Annotated in this window: 12 protein-coding genes; 8 read left to right on the top strand and 4 right to left on the bottom strand. The window is 75.0% G+C overall.

The features are described from left to right. Window positions 1-298 precede the first annotated feature (298 nt). Window positions 299-1,018, top strand: a complete 720-nt coding sequence (locus AB0P35_RS11625; protein ID WP_363509553.1) for a ferritin-like fold-containing protein — start codon at window positions 299-301, stop codon at window positions 1,016-1,018. 53 nt (window positions 1,019-1,071) lie between these two features. On the opposite strand, the gene AB0P35_RS11620 is transcribed toward AB0P35_RS11625, so the two are convergent. The 3 genes from AB0P35_RS11620 to AB0P35_RS11610 all read right to left on the bottom strand — a co-directional run bounded on the left by AB0P35_RS11620 (window position 1,072) and on the right by AB0P35_RS11610 (window position 2,568). Beyond that, a complete protein-coding gene (locus tag AB0P35_RS11620) occupies window positions 1,072-1,362 on the bottom strand; it encodes a hypothetical protein (protein WP_363509551.1) in 291 nt (96 codons plus the stop codon). A 197-nt stretch (window positions 1,363-1,559) separates the two neighbouring features. Continuing rightward, window positions 1,560-1,787, bottom strand: coding sequence for a DUF3107 domain-containing protein (locus tag AB0P35_RS11615; RefSeq protein ID WP_095873284.1), 228 nt, complete (start codon window positions 1,785-1,787; stop codon window positions 1,560-1,562). A 124-nt stretch (window positions 1,788-1,911) separates the two neighbouring features. Then, window positions 1,912-2,568 carry a TetR/AcrR family transcriptional regulator gene (locus AB0P35_RS11610; RefSeq protein WP_095873283.1) on the bottom strand — a complete coding sequence of 219 codons (657 nt, stop codon included), beginning with the start codon at window positions 2,566-2,568 and terminating at the stop codon, window positions 1,912-1,914. A gap of 206 nt (window positions 2,569-2,774) precedes the next feature. Here AB0P35_RS11610 and AB0P35_RS11605 point away from each other — a divergent pair, with 206 nt between their 5' ends. The 5 genes from AB0P35_RS11605 (at window position 2,775) to moeZ (ending at window position 9,008) form a co-directional block, all read left to right on the top strand. After that, entirely contained in the window at window positions 2,775-3,689 is a 915-nt protein-coding gene (locus AB0P35_RS11605; RefSeq protein ID WP_363509549.1) for an alpha/beta hydrolase, read from the top strand. 353 nt (window positions 3,690-4,042) lie between these two features. After that, window positions 4,043-5,680: a DUF3492 domain-containing protein gene (locus AB0P35_RS11600; RefSeq protein WP_363509547.1), complete on the top strand. Its 1,638-nt coding sequence runs from the start codon at window positions 4,043-4,045 to the stop codon at window positions 5,678-5,680. Next, complete coding sequence (locus tag AB0P35_RS11595; RefSeq protein WP_363509545.1) at window positions 5,677-6,633, top strand: hypothetical protein; 957 nt, start codon at window positions 5,677-5,679, stop codon at window positions 6,631-6,633. Before AB0P35_RS11600 ends, AB0P35_RS11595 begins: the two co-directional genes overlap by 4 nt. 83 nt (window positions 6,634-6,716) lie before the next feature. Next, complete coding sequence (locus AB0P35_RS11590; RefSeq protein WP_095873279.1) at window positions 6,717-7,655, top strand: NAD(P)-dependent oxidoreductase; 939 nt, start codon at window positions 6,717-6,719, stop codon at window positions 7,653-7,655. 174 nt (window positions 7,656-7,829) lie between these two features. Then, complete coding sequence (moeZ, locus tag AB0P35_RS11585; protein WP_095873278.1) at window positions 7,830-9,008, top strand: adenylyltransferase/sulfurtransferase MoeZ; 1,179 nt, start codon at window positions 7,830-7,832, stop codon at window positions 9,006-9,008. A 75-nt stretch (window positions 9,009-9,083) separates the two neighbouring features. Here the strand turns inward: moeZ and AB0P35_RS11580 are convergent, their stop codons facing one another. Beyond that, window positions 9,084-11,741: a lysylphosphatidylglycerol synthase transmembrane domain-containing protein gene (locus tag AB0P35_RS11580; protein ID WP_363509543.1), complete on the bottom strand. Its 2,658-nt coding sequence runs from the start codon at window positions 11,739-11,741 to the stop codon at window positions 9,084-9,086. A 134-nt stretch (window positions 11,742-11,875) separates the two neighbouring features. On the opposite strand from AB0P35_RS11580, the gene AB0P35_RS11575 reads away from it, so the two are divergent. Then, on the top strand, window positions 11,876-12,226 hold the full coding sequence (locus AB0P35_RS11575) for an MGMT family protein (RefSeq protein ID WP_095873277.1): 351 nt from the start codon (window positions 11,876-11,878) through the stop codon (window positions 12,224-12,226). Between the two features lie 175 nt (window positions 12,227-12,401). Continuing rightward, window positions 12,402-15,680 carry an ATP-dependent DNA helicase gene (locus AB0P35_RS11570; protein ID WP_363509540.1) on the top strand — a complete coding sequence of 1,093 codons (3,279 nt, stop codon included), beginning with the start codon at window positions 12,402-12,404 and terminating at the stop codon, window positions 15,678-15,680. The last annotated feature ends 48 nt before the right edge of the window (window positions 15,681-15,728 follow it).

Raw genomic sequence — 15,728 nt, 5'->3', positions numbered from 1 at the left:
GGACCTGCGCCGGGCGGCGCGGTCCGCGGCGGCCCTCGCTCGGCCACTGATGCGGTGCCTGGGCCCGAAGTCCGGGCCAAGGTCGGAGCCGATCGGCTCTCCGACCGGGCATCCGCGTACGTGAGGGCCGGATGCGGTGTCCGTGCGATGTCTGTGCTGTGCACGTCTGCGCGGCCTGCCACCAGTGGCGGGCCGCGCGATCACACCAGGCCTCACTACCACCATACAGGGGCGCGACCACTCGAACACGTGACGCGCCTTACTCCGTTCCCGACCGGCCCGGCTAGGGTGGCGAGCCATGGAGTCTCAGGAATCTGGCGATGTCACCTCGATCGGCGACTGGGCGGCCTGCTCGGCCGACCCGGGCTACCGGGCCGCGGTGCTCGACCTGCTCGGCGCACTGGCCTACGGCGAACTGAGCGCGTTCGAGCGGCTGGCGGAGGACGCGAAGTTCGCGCCCGCCCTGGTCGACAAGGCCGCGCTGGCCCGGATGGCGTCCGCGGAGTTCCAGCACTACCAGCAGCTGCACGACCGGCTGACCGAGGTCGGGGCGGACCCGACCGAGGTGATGACCCCGTTCGTGGAGCCGCTGGAGGCCTTCCACCGGCTGACGGCGCCGTCCGACTGGCTGGAGGGCCTGGTCAAGGCGTACGTGGGCGACGCGATCGCCACCGACTTCTACCGCGAGGTGGCCGTCCGGCTGGACGACGACACCCGCGAGCTGGTGCTGAAGGTGATGGCCGACACCGGGCACGCCGAGTTCGCCGTGGAGCGGGTGCGGCAGGCCATCGAGGAGGACCCGCGGGTCGGCGGCCGCCTCGCGCTGTGGGGCCGCCGGCTGATGGGCGAGGCGCTCAGCCAGGCCCAGCGGGTGGTGGCGGAGCGCGACGCGCTCTCCAACCTGCTGGTCGGCGGGTCCGGCGTCCAGGGCTTCGACCTGGTCGAGGTCGGCAAGATGTTCACCCGCATCACCGAGGCCCACACCCGTCGGATGGCGGCCCTCGGCCTCGCCTCCTAGCCGCCGCCACTGTCGCCGTCGCCGTCGTCCCCCGTCCGGGGCCGGCGGCGCCTTCAGGCCGGCCGGTGCCGGCGGGGGCGGTGGCCGCCCGAGCGGTCGATCAGGTCGGGCCGGGCCAGCACCGAGACCAGCAGCGCCGAGCAGATCGCGCTGAGCGCCAGCGAGGCGCCCGGCGCCTGCTCGTTCAGCGCGTAGCGCGAGACCAGCCCGGAGAGCAGCGCCGCGACCACGGCGGTGGAGACCGTCAGGCTGCGGGCGGCCGGGAAGTACGCGGGAAACAGGGCCAGCGCGCCGGCCCCCACGGCCAGGCCGATGAGCGTGTAGGCGATGGTCTCCACCAGCACGGGGCGGCCTCCCGGGTCGTACGGCGCGTGCCTCGCCCGGGCCCATACCCGGGGCGGCCGGTGCGTACGCGCTCGGCGGGTGAACTCCCCCGCCCGGCCCCGGCCCGCCGGACGCCCGGTGGGCCCCGGGAACACCGCGGCGCCCCGCCCTCACGGGGAGGACGGGGCGCCGGTCGCCCTGCGGGCGGTGTCTCGGGTCAGAGCGTGCCGAAACCGACCTTGCGGACGGCGGGCTCGCCGATCTCCACGTACGCCAGGCGCTCGGCCGGGACGATGATGCGGCGGCCGTGCTCGTCGGCCAGCACCAGCAGCTTGGAGGTGCCCTCCAGCGCCTTGGCGACGGCACCCTCGACCTCGTCGGCAGTCTGCGGGCTCTCGAGAACGATCTCTCGGGGCGCGTTCTGCACGCCGATCTTGACCTCCACGGGTTCCGTCCCTCCGGGTTGCAGCCATCCACGCGCATTGTTCGAACTGTCGTCCGAGGTCGCCGCGCCGTACGGCTTCACCTTAGAGCACCGGCCGCGCCATGCGGCGAAGGTCCGGCGATCGCTACTCGCCGGCCGCCGGGCGCTCGCCGTCGGCGGCGTGCATCGGGAAGCCCTTCAGTCCGCGCCAGGCCAGGCTGGCCACCAGCCGGACGGCCTCGTCGCGCGGGATCTCCCGGCCCTGCGAGAGCCAGTAGCGCGCGGTGATCTGGGCCAGCCCGCAGACGCCCGCGGCCAGCAGCTTGGACTCGGCCTCCGGCAGATCGGTGTCCTCGGCGATCACCTTGCTGACCAGCGTCGCGCTCAGGTCGGAGGCGCGCTCCACCCGCTCGCGGACGGCCGGCTCGTTCGTCAGGTCCGACTCGAAGACCAGCCGGAACGCGCCCGACTCGCTGGAGACGTAGTGGAAGTACGCCTCCATGGTCGCGGCGACGCGGTGCTTGTTGTCGGTGGTCGCCTCGAGCGCCTGGCGGGTGGCGTCGACGAGCGCGTCGCAGTGCTTGTCCAGCAGCGCGAGGTAGAGCTCCAGCTTGCCGGGGAAGTGCTGGTACAGCACCGGCTTGCTGACCCCGGCGCGGTCGGCGATGTCGTCCATCGCAGCGGCGTGGTAGCCCTGCGCGACGAACACCTCCTGAGCGGCTCCGAGCAGCTGTTCACGGCGGGCGCTTCGCGGCAGTCGGGCACCGCGCGGACGCTCCTGCGCCTCCTGGATGGCCGTCACGGCGGTCCTCACTTCACGATCTGGGCGTCTCCGGCAGGCCCCGAGTCTACTTTTCGGTAACCGGATCTGCGCCTGGGAAAGCCGAGTAAAGCGCAGAAACCCGCTTGTCGGGAGCCCACAATACGACCCGCGTACGCCCGGTCCACAGGGTGAGACGGGCCCGGGCACTGGGGAAACGGCGCCCCGGCTCACTACGATCGTGCCTCATGAGCGCTGATCAGCAGGTGCAGAGCGATCCCGGTCCCCACCGCACGGTCGAGGTCCCGGGTGCGGTGCTCGCGGTCGGGCCGCGCATCCCCGCGGAGGCGGACGGCCTGCCGCCCGCGCTCTTCGTGCACGGCCTCGGCGGCTCCGCGGACAACTGGACCGACCTCATGGCCGAGCTCGCCGGCGAGGTCTCCGGCGAGGCGATCGACCTCCCCGGCTTCGGCTGGTCCGCGCCGCCGCAGGACGGCAACCTCACCCTCAACGGCCACGTCCGCGCGGTGATCGGCTACCTGGAGAAGTCCGGCCGCGGCCCCGTCCACCTCTTCGGCAACTCGCTCGGCGGCGCCGTCTCCGTCCGCCTCGCCGCCCTCCGCCCCGACCTGGTCCGCAGCCTCACCCTGATCTCCCCGGCGCTGCCCGAACTGCCGCCGCAGGTCAGTGCCTGGCCGACCGCCGCGCTCGCCGTCCCCGGCGTGCCCGCGCTGCTGCGCCGCCGGGCCGCCACCCGCGGCACGAACGCCGAGCAGGCCACCGAGGAACTGCTGCGGCTGGTCTACGCCGACGTCGACGGCATCCCCGCCGACCGCCGGGACCGCGCCGTCGCCGAGTACCGCCGCAGGCTCGGGCTGCCGTACGCGCTGCAGGCCAGCATCGGCTCGGCCCGCGGCATCGTCTCCGCCTACACCGAGCGCGGCGAACAGGCGCTCTGGCGGCAGGCCGCACACGTCCGGGCGCCCGTCCTGCTGGTGTACGGGCTGAAGGACAAGCTCGTCTCCTACCGCTCCGCGAAGCGGGCCTGCGAGGCCTTCCCCGACGCCCGACTGCTGGTGCTGCCCGACTCCGGGCACGTCGCGATGATGGAGCACCCCAAGCAGGTCGCCCGGGCCGTCCGGGAGTTGCTCGTCGAGGCCTGACCGGAGGCCCTGACCTCGTAGGACCGGACCGCGGACGACGCCGCGCGCGGGCGCGCGCGACGGCCCCGAACGCCCCGTACAACGCGGCGGGCGGCGGCAGGTCACGGCCTTTCACTCGATCAGGTGGCATGGCGGCGGGCGCTCCGGGAGTTGTCGGCGATCCGCTCTACCTTCGTGCTGTCCGACCGAACAGGTGTGGGGGAGTGGCAGCCGGCACCGGGCCCAGAACGGCCCGTGCCGGCCGTGCGGCGGGTGCCGTCGCCGGCTTTCCGAGCAGTGCTGTCACCGGGTGATCAGGCTCCCTGTCCCGTCGGCGTCCCATCCAGGTCCATCGCACCGCTCCGGAGGTCGTCGTGCGCATCGCTCTGCTCACCGAGGGCAACCTCTCCGTCGCCCAGCGCACGGGAGGCGGCTGGTGCGGCCGACTCGCCGGCGCGCTGGCCGAGCACGAGTTCCAGCTCTACCTGCTCGGCTCCGGAGACGGCGGCGACTTCGCCGGCGTGCCTCCGCGCGGTCTGCTCGCCGTCCACGAGCTGCCGATATGGGGCCGCCGCCCGGCCGGTGGGCGGCCCACCGCGCACCGCCGCCGTGCCTACGGATCCGCCTACGAGGACCTCGTCCGCTCGCTCGTCCGCCCCGCCGAGCGCGTCCGCTTCGGGCCCGCGCTGTACCGCCTCGCCGAACTCGCCCGGGAGGACGGCGCGCTGCCCGCCTTCCTCGCCTCTGGCCAGGCCCACCGCACCCTGGAGCGGGTCTGGCGGGCGCCCGGCGCCGAGACCGCCGCCGGCCAGCCGCTGGTCCGCGACGTCCTGGTCGCCGGCGACCTGCTGGAGCAGTTGCTCCGCCCGCTCTCCGCCCCCTGGTACGGCACCGGCCCGAGCGGCCTCGGCTCCGCCGACCTCTGCCACGTCGCCGGCGGCGGCCCGGCCGTGCTGCCCGCCCTGGTCGCCAAGCACGTGCACGGCGTGCCCTTCGTGCTCACCGAGCACGGCCTGCACCTGCGCGAGCAGTACCGCGGCTACCGCACCGCCCCCTACCGCTGGCCGGTGCGCGCCCTGCTGCTGGCCTTCTTCCGGCAGCTCACCGCCGAGACGTACCGGCAGGCCGCGGTGCTCACCCCCGGCAGCGGCTACGACCGGCGCTGGCAGGAGCGCTGCGGCGCCGCCCCGGAGCGCATCCGGGTCGTCCACGAGTCCACCCCCGAGTCGGGCCGGCCGCCGGCCGGGGCCGAGCCCGAGCGACCCACCCTGGTGTGGGCGGGCGCGCTGGAGCCCGGCCGCGACCCGGAGCTGATGCTGCACGCCTTCGCCCGGGTGCGCGCCGAACTCCCCGCCGCCCGGCTGCGGATGTACGGCGAGGAGGCCGCCCCCGGCTACCTGGCGCACTGCCGGTCCATCGCCCGCAAGCTCGGCGTCGACGCGGCCGTCGACTTCGCCGGCCGTCCGCCCGCCACCGCCGACGCCTGGGCGGCCGGCAGCGCCGTCGTCTTCACCGCGCTCTCCCAGCGCAGCCCGAGGCTGCTCGCCGACGCGATGCTCAGCGGCCGCGCGGTGATCGCCACCGAGGTCGGGGTCGTCCCCGAGGTGGTCGGCCCGGCCGGGCTGGTCGTCCCGCCGCGCAGCCCGCGTGCGCTGGCCGACGCCTGCCTCGCCCTGCTCACCGACGAGGAGCGGCGCGGCCGGCTCGGGCTGGCCGGCCGGCTGCGCGCCCAGGAGCGCTTCGCCCTGGAGCCGGAGGCCGCCGCCTTCCGCGAGATCTACCTGGAGCTGGTCTCCCGCTGGCCGGCCTTCCCGGCCGCGGCCGAGCGGATGCGACCCTTCGCCCGCCCCGCCGAGTACTGGGTCGCCGGTGCGCCGGTGCCCGCCCCGCAGACCAGCCGCGAGACCCCGGCCGCGCCGACCGCCGGCGACCCGGACCCGCACCCACAGGACGGGCCCGCCCCGGACGACGGCCGGGCCGCCCCCGGCGCACTCGCGGAGGCGAGCCGGTGAGCCGGCCCGGCCGCGCCCCGGCACCGTCCGGCGACCCCGTCCGGGCGCTGATGGCCGACCACCGGCGGCTCTGCGAGCAGGCCGTCGACCCGCTGGACATCGCCGCAGGGCTGGAGGACGTGGGGCTCTCCGACACCGCGGCGGCCCGCTACCGGCACGCCGACGTCTTCTCGCTCGCCGAGGAGCTGTACGCCCGGGTGGAGCGCCGCCCGGAGCCGCCCGCCCCGGCCGCGCCCGCCGCGCCCTGGGGCCCGGACACCGCCCGCGCGCTCGGCACCGCCGCCCTGCACCTCCCGGCCGCCGGGCTGCTGGCCGCCGTCCCCTGGCTGGCCCAGGTGGTCGGCCCGGTCGCGGCCGTCCCGGCCGCGCTGCTCGCGGTCGGCTGGCTCACCCTGGCCGCGCCGGCGGCCGCCCCGACGGCCCGGGCCGGCTACGGGCTCGCCGCGGGCCTGCTGATCGCCCCCGCCGCGGCGGGCGGCCTCGGCCCGGCCACCGTCCTCGCCCTCGCCGCGGGCGCCGCCGACCTGGCCTCCCGGCGGCTGCGGGACGCCGGCCGGCGGCACCTGGCCACCGCCCCGACCGAGGCCGAGTACCGGGCCCGGATGCGGCCCCTGCTGCCGGTCGCGGTCGGCGCGCAGTTCGCCGCGGCCGGCCTGGCCGCCGCCGCGCTGCCCGCCGGGGACGTGCCGGCCGCCGCCGGGCCGGTGCAGGCCGTGCTCGCCGTGCTGCTGCTGCTCGTGGCGGTGCTGCTGCGCGGCGGCCGGACGACCGTCGCGGTGGCTGGCCCGGCTGCCGTCGGCGCCGTGCTGTCGCTGCTGCCGACCGCCGCTCCGGCCGTGCACCTGGTGCTCTGCGCCGCGGCCGCCGCGGTGCTGGCGCCGTACACGTGGCTGGTCCTCGGCAGCCCTCGGGCCTGCCGAGCGGAGTCCGACGGCGGCCCGCCGGGGGACTGACCGGGCCCGCCCGCTCGCCATCCGTACGCATCCGTAGTCCCGCCCGGCCTTCTGCGGCCGGGCCTCGTGGAAGGACACCCCCGATGAGGGTGCTGCTGCTGGGCGCCGACGGCTTCATCGGCCGCCGGGTCGCCGACCGCCTGCTCGTCGAGCCCGACCTCCAGGTCGCCGTGCTCGGCCGGCGGGACTCGGCCGACATCCGCTTCGACCTGACCGCGGGCAGCCCCGGCGCGCTGTCCCGGTTCCTGGACGCGGTCGCCCCGCAGGTGGTGATCAACTGCGCGGGCGCCACCTACGGCAGCTCGCGGACGCTGATCCGCGCCAACACGCTGGCGGTGGCCACCGTCTGCGAGGCGATCCGGCGCAGCCGGGAGCCCGCCCGGCTGGTGCACATCGGCTCGGCCGCCGAGTACGGGCCGATGCAGCCCGGCGCGCCGATCGGGGAGGGCACCGAGCCCCGGCCGGTCGGCCCGTACGGGGTGTCCAAGCTGGCCGGCACCGAGCTGGTGCTGGCCTCCGGGCTGGACGCCGCGGTGCTGCGGGTCTTCGACGTGGTCGGTCCGGGTGCTCCGCCGGCCTCGCTGTTCGGACGGCTGGCGGACGGGCTGCGGCGGGCGCTGGTCCACGACGAGCTGCAGGTGCGGATGCCGGACCTGTCCGGATACCGGGATTTCGTCGATGTGCGGGACGTTGCCCGGGCCGTCCAGGCGGCCGCGGTGTCGGCCGCCACCGGCGTGATCAACATCGGCAGCGGGCACGCGGTGCGCGCCCGGGACGCGGCGCACCTGCTCGTCCGGGCCTCGGGTTTCGAGGGGATCGTGGCCGAGGACGGCCGCCCCGCACTGGTGCCGAGCCAGGGCGGGGAGCACCACCGGGCGGGCGAGCCGAGGCCGCTTCCGGAGCCCGTGCCGTGGCGCCAGGCGGACGTCAGGACCGCCCGTGACCGTCTCGGATGGCGGACGCAGGTGCCGCTGGAGGAGTCCCTGGGCGACGTTTGGCTCGAAACCGCCTGCCGGGTCTGATCCGTCCGAAAGGCCCCGGATGCCGTGTGACCAGCGGCGACGTGCGATCGCCCGGCCATCTCGGCATCCGGTGTCGGCCATCTCACATGGCGGACCTGCTGTCTCGGAATACCGGTGGCGCGTGACACTGTTGGCACAGCAAAGCCCTACGAACTGACGACCATCGGAGTCCCCGTGTCGCTGCCACCCCTGGTCGAGCCGGCCGCCGAGCTCACCGTCGACGAGGTCCGCCGGTACTCCCGCCACCTGATCATCCCCGACGTGGGCATGGACGGGCAGAAGCGGCTGAAGAACGCGAAGGTGCTCTGTGTCGGCGCGGGCGGCCTGGGCTCGCCCGCCCTGATGTACCTGGCCGCGGCCGGCGTCGGCACGCTCGGCATCGTCGAGTTCGACACGGTGGACGAGTCGAACCTGCAGCGCCAGATCATCCACGGCCAGTCCGACGTGGGCCGCTCCAAGGCCGAGTCCGCCCGCGACTCCGTCAAGGAGATCAACCCCTACGTCGACGTGATCCTCCACGAGGACCGGCTCGACAACTCCAACGTCATGGAGATCTTCTCCGGCTACGACCTGATCGTGGACGGCACCGACAACTTCGCCACCCGCTACCTGGTGAACGACGCCGCGGTGCTGCTCGGCAAGCCGTACGTCTGGGGCTCGATCTACCGGTTCGACGGCCAGGCCAGCGTCTTCTGGGCCGAGCACGGCCCCTGCTACCGCTGCCTGTACCCGGAGGCCCCGCCGCCGGGCATGGTGCCCTCCTGCGCCGAGGGCGGCGTGCTGGGCGTGCTCTGCGCCTCGATCGGCTCGATCCAGGTCACCGAGGCCATCAAGCTGCTCGCCGGTGTCGGCGAGCCGCTGGTCGGCCGCCTGATGATCTACGACGCCCTGGAGATGCAGTACCGCTCGGTCAAGGTCCGCAAGGACCCGAACTGCGCGCTCTGCGGCGACAACCCGACCGTCACCGAGCTGATCGACTACGAGGCCTTCTGCGGCGTCGTGTCGGAGGAGGCCCAGGCCGCGGCCGCGGGCTCCACCATCACCTCGAAGCAGCTCAAGGAGTGGCTGGACGACGAGGAGAACATCTTCCTGGTCGACGTCCGCGAGCCCAACGAGTACGAGATCGTCAGCATCCCCGGCGCGACGCTGATCCCCAAGGGCGAGTTCCTGATGGGCACCGCGCTGGAGCGGATGCCGCAGGACAAGAAGATCGTGCTGCACTGCAAGACGGGCGTCCGCTCGGCCGAGGTGCTGGCCGTCCTCAAGTCGGCGGGCTTCGCCGACGCCGTCCACCTGGGCGGCGGCGTGATCGGCTGGGTCAACCAGATCGAGCCCGAGAAGCCGATCTACTAGTCCCGAGCAAGCACACCGACGGAAGGGCCCGCCCGGCAGTACGCCGGGCGGGCCCTTCCGTCGGTGTGTGCGGCCTCAGAGCGCGTTCCTGCGCTGCAGCACGTTGTAGGAGATCCAGCCGGGCAGCACCGGCAGCCAGAAGGTCAGCAGACGGTAGAGGAACACCGCCGGGGTGGCCGCGGAGGGCGGCACGTTGCCGACCGTCAGCGCACCGATCAGGGCGATCTCGACCGGGCCGATGCCGCCCGGGGTGGGGATCGCCGAACCGGCCGCGTTCGCGGTCAGGAAGACCACCGCCACCGCCGAGTAGCTCATCTCGCCGCCGAAGGCCCGCACCGAGGCGTACAGGCAGGCGGTGAAGGAGAGCGTCAGCAGCAGGATGCCGCCGAAGCCGGTGACCAGCTTGCTCGGCGTCTGCATCAGGTCGAGCATCCGCGGGACGACGCCGAAGAACAGCGAGCGGACCCGGGTCACCACGAAGCGGCGCAGCGGTGCCACCGCCGCCACCACCAGGGCCAACACCGCGGCCGACAGCACGCCGATGATCACCGCGCGGGAGGCGCCGAGGTCACCGTTCTTCTGCGTCCCGGTGATCAGGCCGAAGCTGAACAGCAGGAGCAGGTGCCCGGCGAGGCCGGCCAGCTGTGAGGCGCCGACGCTGGCGACCGCCTGGCCGGAGCGGATGCCGGTCTTCTGCAGGTAGCGGGTGTTGAGCGCGATGCCGCCGATCGCGGCCGGCGCGACCAGCTTCACGAAGGAGCCGGCGAGCTGGGCGGCGACCGTCCGCCCGAACGGAAGTTTCTCCGGGACGAAGCCGGTGAGGCTCATCGCCGCGGCGCCGTACGTCGCGGCCGCGGCCGCGAGGGCCACGGCGGCCCAGCCCCAGTCCATCTGGGAGAGCTTGAGCTGGCCCGGCTGGATGGTGGTCAGCGCCAGGTAGGCGGCGAAGGTCAACGCGATGACCATGATCAGGGTCTTCGGCTTGAGCCGTTCCAGTTTGGCCGGGGCGAGCGGCGCCTCCGGGGCGATCTGCAGGATCTGCCGGCGGATCCGGCTCAGCAGGTCCTCGCCGGCCGCCGCGATGTCCTCCTCGGCCTGCTCCTGGGTGCGCTCGCCGGCGGCCACCTGCTCCAGCGCCAGGGCCTGGGCGGCCGCCTTGCGCTCCTTGGTCATGCGCTGCAGGTCGATCCGGGTGGAGCGGCTCAGGCCGACCGGCTGCAGCAGCGGCAGCGCGGAGGCCACCCGGTCCGCGCCCAGCACCCGGTTGGCGATGTCCACCGAGCGCTCCGGGCCGAGCCGCAGCGCGAAGGTGGTGAGCAGCTGGGCGATGTCGATGCGCAGCGTCAGGTCGCCCGCCGCGATGTCGCCGCCGGAGAGGTTCACCAGACAGCCGGTCTTCTCGTCGACGACCAGCAGCGACTCGCCGGTGAGCCGGCGGTGTGCGATGCGGCGCTCGTGCAGGGCGGCGACCGACTCCCAGAGCGAGGCCATCAGGTCGTCGGTGATCTCGTCGTCGGCGAGCTCGTCGAGGGTGCGGCCGGCCACGTTCTCGTAGACCAGGATCGCGGCGTCCGGGCCGAGCTCGGAGGTCGCCACCAGCTGCGGGGCGCGGGCCCCGGAGGCGGCGGCCGCGTAGGCGATCAGCGCCTCCTGCTCCAGCGCCTGGCGCAGCGACTGCGGGCTGCGGCGCACCGCCACCGAGCGCAGCCTTATCCGCCGCCAGGCCCGGTAGAAGAAGCCGGAGGCCTGCTGCTCGCGGTCGATGATGTGGACGTCCAGCAGCGGGCCCTCGTACTGGGTGACGAGGTAGCGGCGGGTCTCGCCCGGGGCGTCGGGGGCGCGGTGCGCGCCGGACGGGGTGAAGCCGACCTTGCGCAGCCCGATCATCAGGTGCTTGCCGGTGGGCCGGATGTTCGGCGAGCCGATCGCGTACAGCGTGCCGTACGCCACCGACCAGCCGATCAGCACCGTGAGCAGCAGCGACAGCGGCGTGGTGTAGCCGCTGATCAGCTCGGTGGCGCCGCTGAGGACGACCACCACCCACAGCGCCACCCGCCAGCGCGGGCGGCTCGACATGCCGACGGCCGTCATGTAGGCGATCACCGGCGCCAGGTAGCCGTGCACCGGGTCGGTGAGCGTGTCGCCGCCGCCGGGCGGCGGCTGGGTCAGGGCGTCCCGGATCGCCTGCGGTGCGCCCGCCGCGACCCACCAGTCGATGCCCAGCGAGACGCCGTAGGCCAGCACCGAGGCGAGGACGCCGTCGGCGACCCGCAGGCCGTCCCGCTTGATCAGCCGCTCCACCGCGAAGGCCAGCGGCACCGCCAGCACCGCCACGCTGGAGCCCAGCGCCGCGATCGTGGACAGCATGCCGGGCACCTTGTCGGCATTGGAGGAGATGTCCGTCTCGATGCCGGTGGTCGTCGACACGGCGACCTGGGCGAGCACGAAGACCGCGATGATGCCGAGCACGCCCGCCAGGAAGCGCAGCAGGTCGGACGGTCGGTGGGCGCGGGCCGCGAGCAGCGGTTCGTCCACCGCCAGGTGCTCGCCGGTCGGCTCGTCGGGCGCGGGGGCGTCGGCCTCCGGTGCGGGGCCGTCGTGCGGGCTCCCGTCCTTGCCCGGTGCCTGCCGCTGCGGGGAGACTGTCGGCGGTTCGGGTTCGGGGCCCGCAGACCGGTCGGTGGCGGACTCGTCGGAGCCCTTGTCCACGTTCACGTCTGCCGTCCCCGTCATCTGGCTTGTCCTCGTATCACCCACGTTCTGCCCCGAAGATGCTGCCATGCCGCGGCTCCTCGTGTGGGACAGGGGCCCGATCGGGCGCGGCGGACCGCCCGCACGGGGCCCAGGAATCGACCGGATGGGGAGAAATGCCGCAGCACTCCGACACCAGTTCCGACACCGGGCCCGACGACGGTGCGCTGCCGCCCTTCGCCGAGGCCGTGCTCGACCTCACCGAGCGCATCCCGCCCGGCCGGGTCATGACGTACGGCGACGTCGCCGAGTACCTCGGCCAGGGCGGCCCGCGCCAGGTCGGCCGGGTCATGTCACTGTACGGCGGCGGAGTCCCCTGGTGGCGGGTGATCCGTGCCGACGGCCGGCCGCTGCCCGGCCACGAGCACCGCGCGCTGCCCGAGTACCGGGCCGAGGGCACCCCGCTGCGCGAGGTCGGCGGCGAACCGCGGGTCGACCTGCGGCGGGCCCGCTGGGACGGCGCCTGACCGGACCGCCCGCACGGCCGGGCCGTTCCGTGAAAGGGGTGCGCGGGCCGGGGTTGTCGGTGCAGGATCGTAGGCTCGGTGCGGACACTCCCACCCCCGACACCGCCCGGCGGCCCTTGTCCGGCCGCCGCGCCCCGTACGACCGCACGACCGCCGCACAACCGCCTGGACAGCAGTGACCTCCCCCTTCCGCCTGGTGCGCAGCCCGCTCGCACAGCCCGCCACGCCCGTCCTGGACACGTTCCAGCGCGCGGTGGCCGAGCATGCCGGCGGGCCGCTGCTGGTCCTCGCCGGCCCCGGCACCGGCAAGACCACCACCCTCGTCGAGGCGGTCGCCCGGCGGATCGCGGCCGGCACCGACCCCGAGCGGATCCTCGTCCTCACCTTCAGCCGCAAGGCGGCCATGGAGCTCCGCGACCGGATGACCGCCCGGATCGGCGCCGCCGGCGCCGCACCGCAGGCCACCACCTTCCACTCCTTCTGCTACGCCCTGCTCCGCGAGCACCAGGAGCAGGAGGACGCCGCCGAGCCGCTGCGCCTGCTCTCCGGCCCCGAGCAGGACGTCATGGTCCGCGAGCTGCTCGCCGGCGGCGCCGAGGACGCCCGCGACGGCACCGGCCGCATCTCCTGGCCGCTCGACCTGCGCGCCTGCCTCACCACCCGCGGCTTCGCCGACGAGGTCCGCGCCGTGCTCGCCCGCAGCCGCGAGCTCGGCCTCGGCGAGGCCGAACTGGCCCGCTTCGCCGAGGGCGTCCAGCGGCCCGACTGGGCCGCCGCCGCCCACTTCCTCGCCGACTACCTCGACGTCCTCGACCTGCGCGGCGTCCTCGACTACGCCGAGCTGGTGCACCGCGCCGTGCTGCTCGCCGAACGCCCCGAGGCCGCCGAGCAGCTCGCCCGCCGCTACGACGTGGTCTTCGTCGACGAGTACCAGGACACCGACCCCTCCCAGGTCCGGCTGCTGCGCCGGCTCGCCGGCGGCGGACGCGACCTCGTCGCGGTCGGCGACCCCGACCAGTCGATCTACGCCTTCCGCGGTGCCGACATCAACGGCATCCTCGACTTCCCGCAGACCTTCCGGCAGGCCGACGGCCGGCCCGCCGAGGTCAAGGTGCTGCGGGTCTCCCGCCGCTCCGGCGCCGTCCTGCTCGCCGCCACCCGGGAACTCGCCCGCCGGATGCCGATGGGCCGGCTGCCCGCCGAGAAGCTCGCCCAGCACCGGGCCCTGCTGCCCTCCCGCGAGGGCGGCCGGGTCGAGGTGTACACCTACCCGACCCCCGGCACCGAGCTCGACTCGATCGCCGACCTGCTGCGCCGCGCCCACCTGGAGGACGGCGTGCCCTGGGGCGAGATGGCCGTCCTCGTCCGGGCCGGCGCCCGCTCCATCCCCGGTGTCCGGCGGGCACTGTCCGCGGCCGGCGTCCCGCTGGAGATCGACGGCGACGACCTGCCGCTGCGCGAGGAACCCGCCGTCACCCCACTGCTGCTCGCCCTGCGCACCTGCGCCGAACCCCTCGACCGGCTCACCCCCGACCTCGCGCACACCCTGCTCACCGGCCCGCTCGGCGGTCTCGACGGCTCCGACCTGCGCCGGCTCGGCCGCGCCCTGCGTGAGGAGGAACGCGCCGCCCTGCGCGGCAGCGGCGGGCAGAGCGCCGTCCGGCCCGCCGAGGAACTGATCCGCGAGGCCCTCGCCGAACCCGAGCGCCTCGTCGCCATGGACCCGGCGTACGCCCGCCGCGCCCGCGACCTCGGCGTCCTGCTCCGCAAGGTCCGCGAACTGCTCGCCGGCGGCGGCAGCGCCGAGGACGCCCTCTGGGCACTCTGGGACGGCAGCCGCCGCTGGCGCGAACGCCTGGAGCGCGCCGCCCTGCGCGGCGGCGCCGCCGCCCGCAACGCCGACCGCGACCTCGACGCGCTCTGCGCCCTCTTCGAGACCGCCGCCCGCGCCGAGGAGCAGGCCGCCGGCCACCGCAGCGCGCTCGAGTTCCTCGCCGAACTGGAGGCCCAGGACATCGCGGCCGACACCCTCACGGTGCGCACCGTCCGCCCCGAGGCCGTCCGGCTGATGACCGCCCACCGCTCCAAGGGGCTGGAGTGGCGCCTGGTCGTCGTCGCCGGCGTCCAGGAGGGCCTCTGGCCCGACCTGCGCCGCCGCGGCTCCCTGCTGGAGGCCGACCGGATCGGCCGCGACGGCCTCGCCGAACCGCTCTCCCCGGCCGCCCTCCTCGGCGAGGAACGCCGCCTCTTCTACACCGCCGCCACCCGCGCCAAGGACCGGCTGATCGTCACCGCCGTCAAGGCGCCCGCCGAGGACGGCGACGAACCCTCCCGCTTCCTGCGCGAGCTCTACCGCGAGGAGCTCGACCCGCAGACCGGCAAGGTCCGCTCCCGCAGCCCGCAGGTGACCGTCGCCGACGTCACCCACCGTCCGCGCCGCCCGCTCGCCGTCGCCGCCCTGGTCGCCGAGCTCCGCGCCGTCACCGTCGACCCGGCCCGCTCGCCCGCACTGCGCCGCGCCGCCGCCGAGCGGCTCGCCCGCCTCGCCGAGGCCGCCGACGAGGACGGCGCCCCGCTCGTCCCCGCCGCCCACCCCGACCGCTGGTGGGGCCTGCACGACCAGACCGCCGCCCCCGAACCGCTGCGCTCCCCGGACACGCCCGTCCGGCTCTCCGGCAGCGGCCTCGAACAGCTCGACAGCTGCGCCCTCCAGTGGTTCCTCGACAAGGACGTCCGGGCCGCCGGCACCGCCAGTGCCGCCCAGGGCTTCGGCAACGTCCTGCACGCCCTCGCCGACGAGGTCGGCTCCGGCCGCACCCCCGCCGACCTTGCCGTCCTCATGGAACGCCTCGACACCGTCTGGGACGCCCTCGCCTTCGACGCCCCCTGGAAGTCCCACCAGGAGAAGACCGAGGCCCGCGCCGCCCTCGAACGCTTCCTGCACTGGCACGTCCTCGAACGCGGCCGCACCACCGTCGCCACCGAGCACGGCTTCGACCTCACCCTCACCGTCGGCGGCGTTGCCGTCCGCATCCGCGGGTCCATGGACCGGATCGAGCAGGACGCGGTCGGCCGCGCCTACGTCGTCGACTTCAAGACCGGCAAGCAGATCCCCACCGAGAAGTCCCTCCCCGAGCACAAGCAGCTCGCCGTCTACCAGCTCGCCGTCCGCAACGGCGCGCTCGACGGGCTGCCGGGCGTCCCGACGGGGATCGCCTCCGGCGGGGCCGAACTCGTCCACCTCCGCGAACCCGGGAAGACCGACAAGGAGGCTCCCAAGGTCCAGCAGCAGGCCCCGCCCGACGGCGAGCCCTGGATCGAGGACCTGCTCGCGGACGCCGCCGGCCGCGTCCTCGCCGAACGCTTCGTCCCCACCCAGGGCGACGGCTGCACCCGCTGCACCTTCCGCGGCAGCTGTACCGCCCAACGCGACGGCCGCCAGCTGATCGAGTAGAGGGGCCGACCACTCGGGTGCCCCCACCCGCCCTTGGGGGTATGTCCG

The organism is Kitasatospora sp. NPDC085879 (assembly GCF_040686255.1).
Classification (GTDB): Bacteria; Actinomycetota; Actinomycetes; order Streptomycetales; family Streptomycetaceae; genus Kitasatospora.
Note: the sequence above shows the minus strand (reverse complement) of the source record. Positions and strands in the feature narration are given on the sequence as shown.

Excerpts from the sequence above, each read along its gene's own strand:
- AB0P35_RS11605 (WP_363509549.1), top strand. The coding sequence starts at position 2,775 with ATGAGCGCTGATCAGCAGGTGCAGAGCGATCCCGGTCCCCACCGCACG.
- AB0P35_RS11590 (WP_095873279.1), top strand. The coding sequence starts at position 6,717 with ATGAGGGTGCTGCTGCTGGGCGCCGACGGCTTCATCGGCCGCCGGGTC.
- AB0P35_RS11580 (WP_363509543.1), bottom strand. The coding sequence starts at position 11,741 with ATGACGGGGACGGCAGACGTGAACGTGGACAAGGGCTCCGACGAGTCC.
- AB0P35_RS11625 (WP_363509553.1), top strand. The coding sequence starts at position 299 with ATGGAGTCTCAGGAATCTGGCGATGTCACCTCGATCGGCGACTGGGCG.
- AB0P35_RS11575 (WP_095873277.1), top strand. The coding sequence starts at position 11,876 with ATGCCGCAGCACTCCGACACCAGTTCCGACACCGGGCCCGACGACGGT.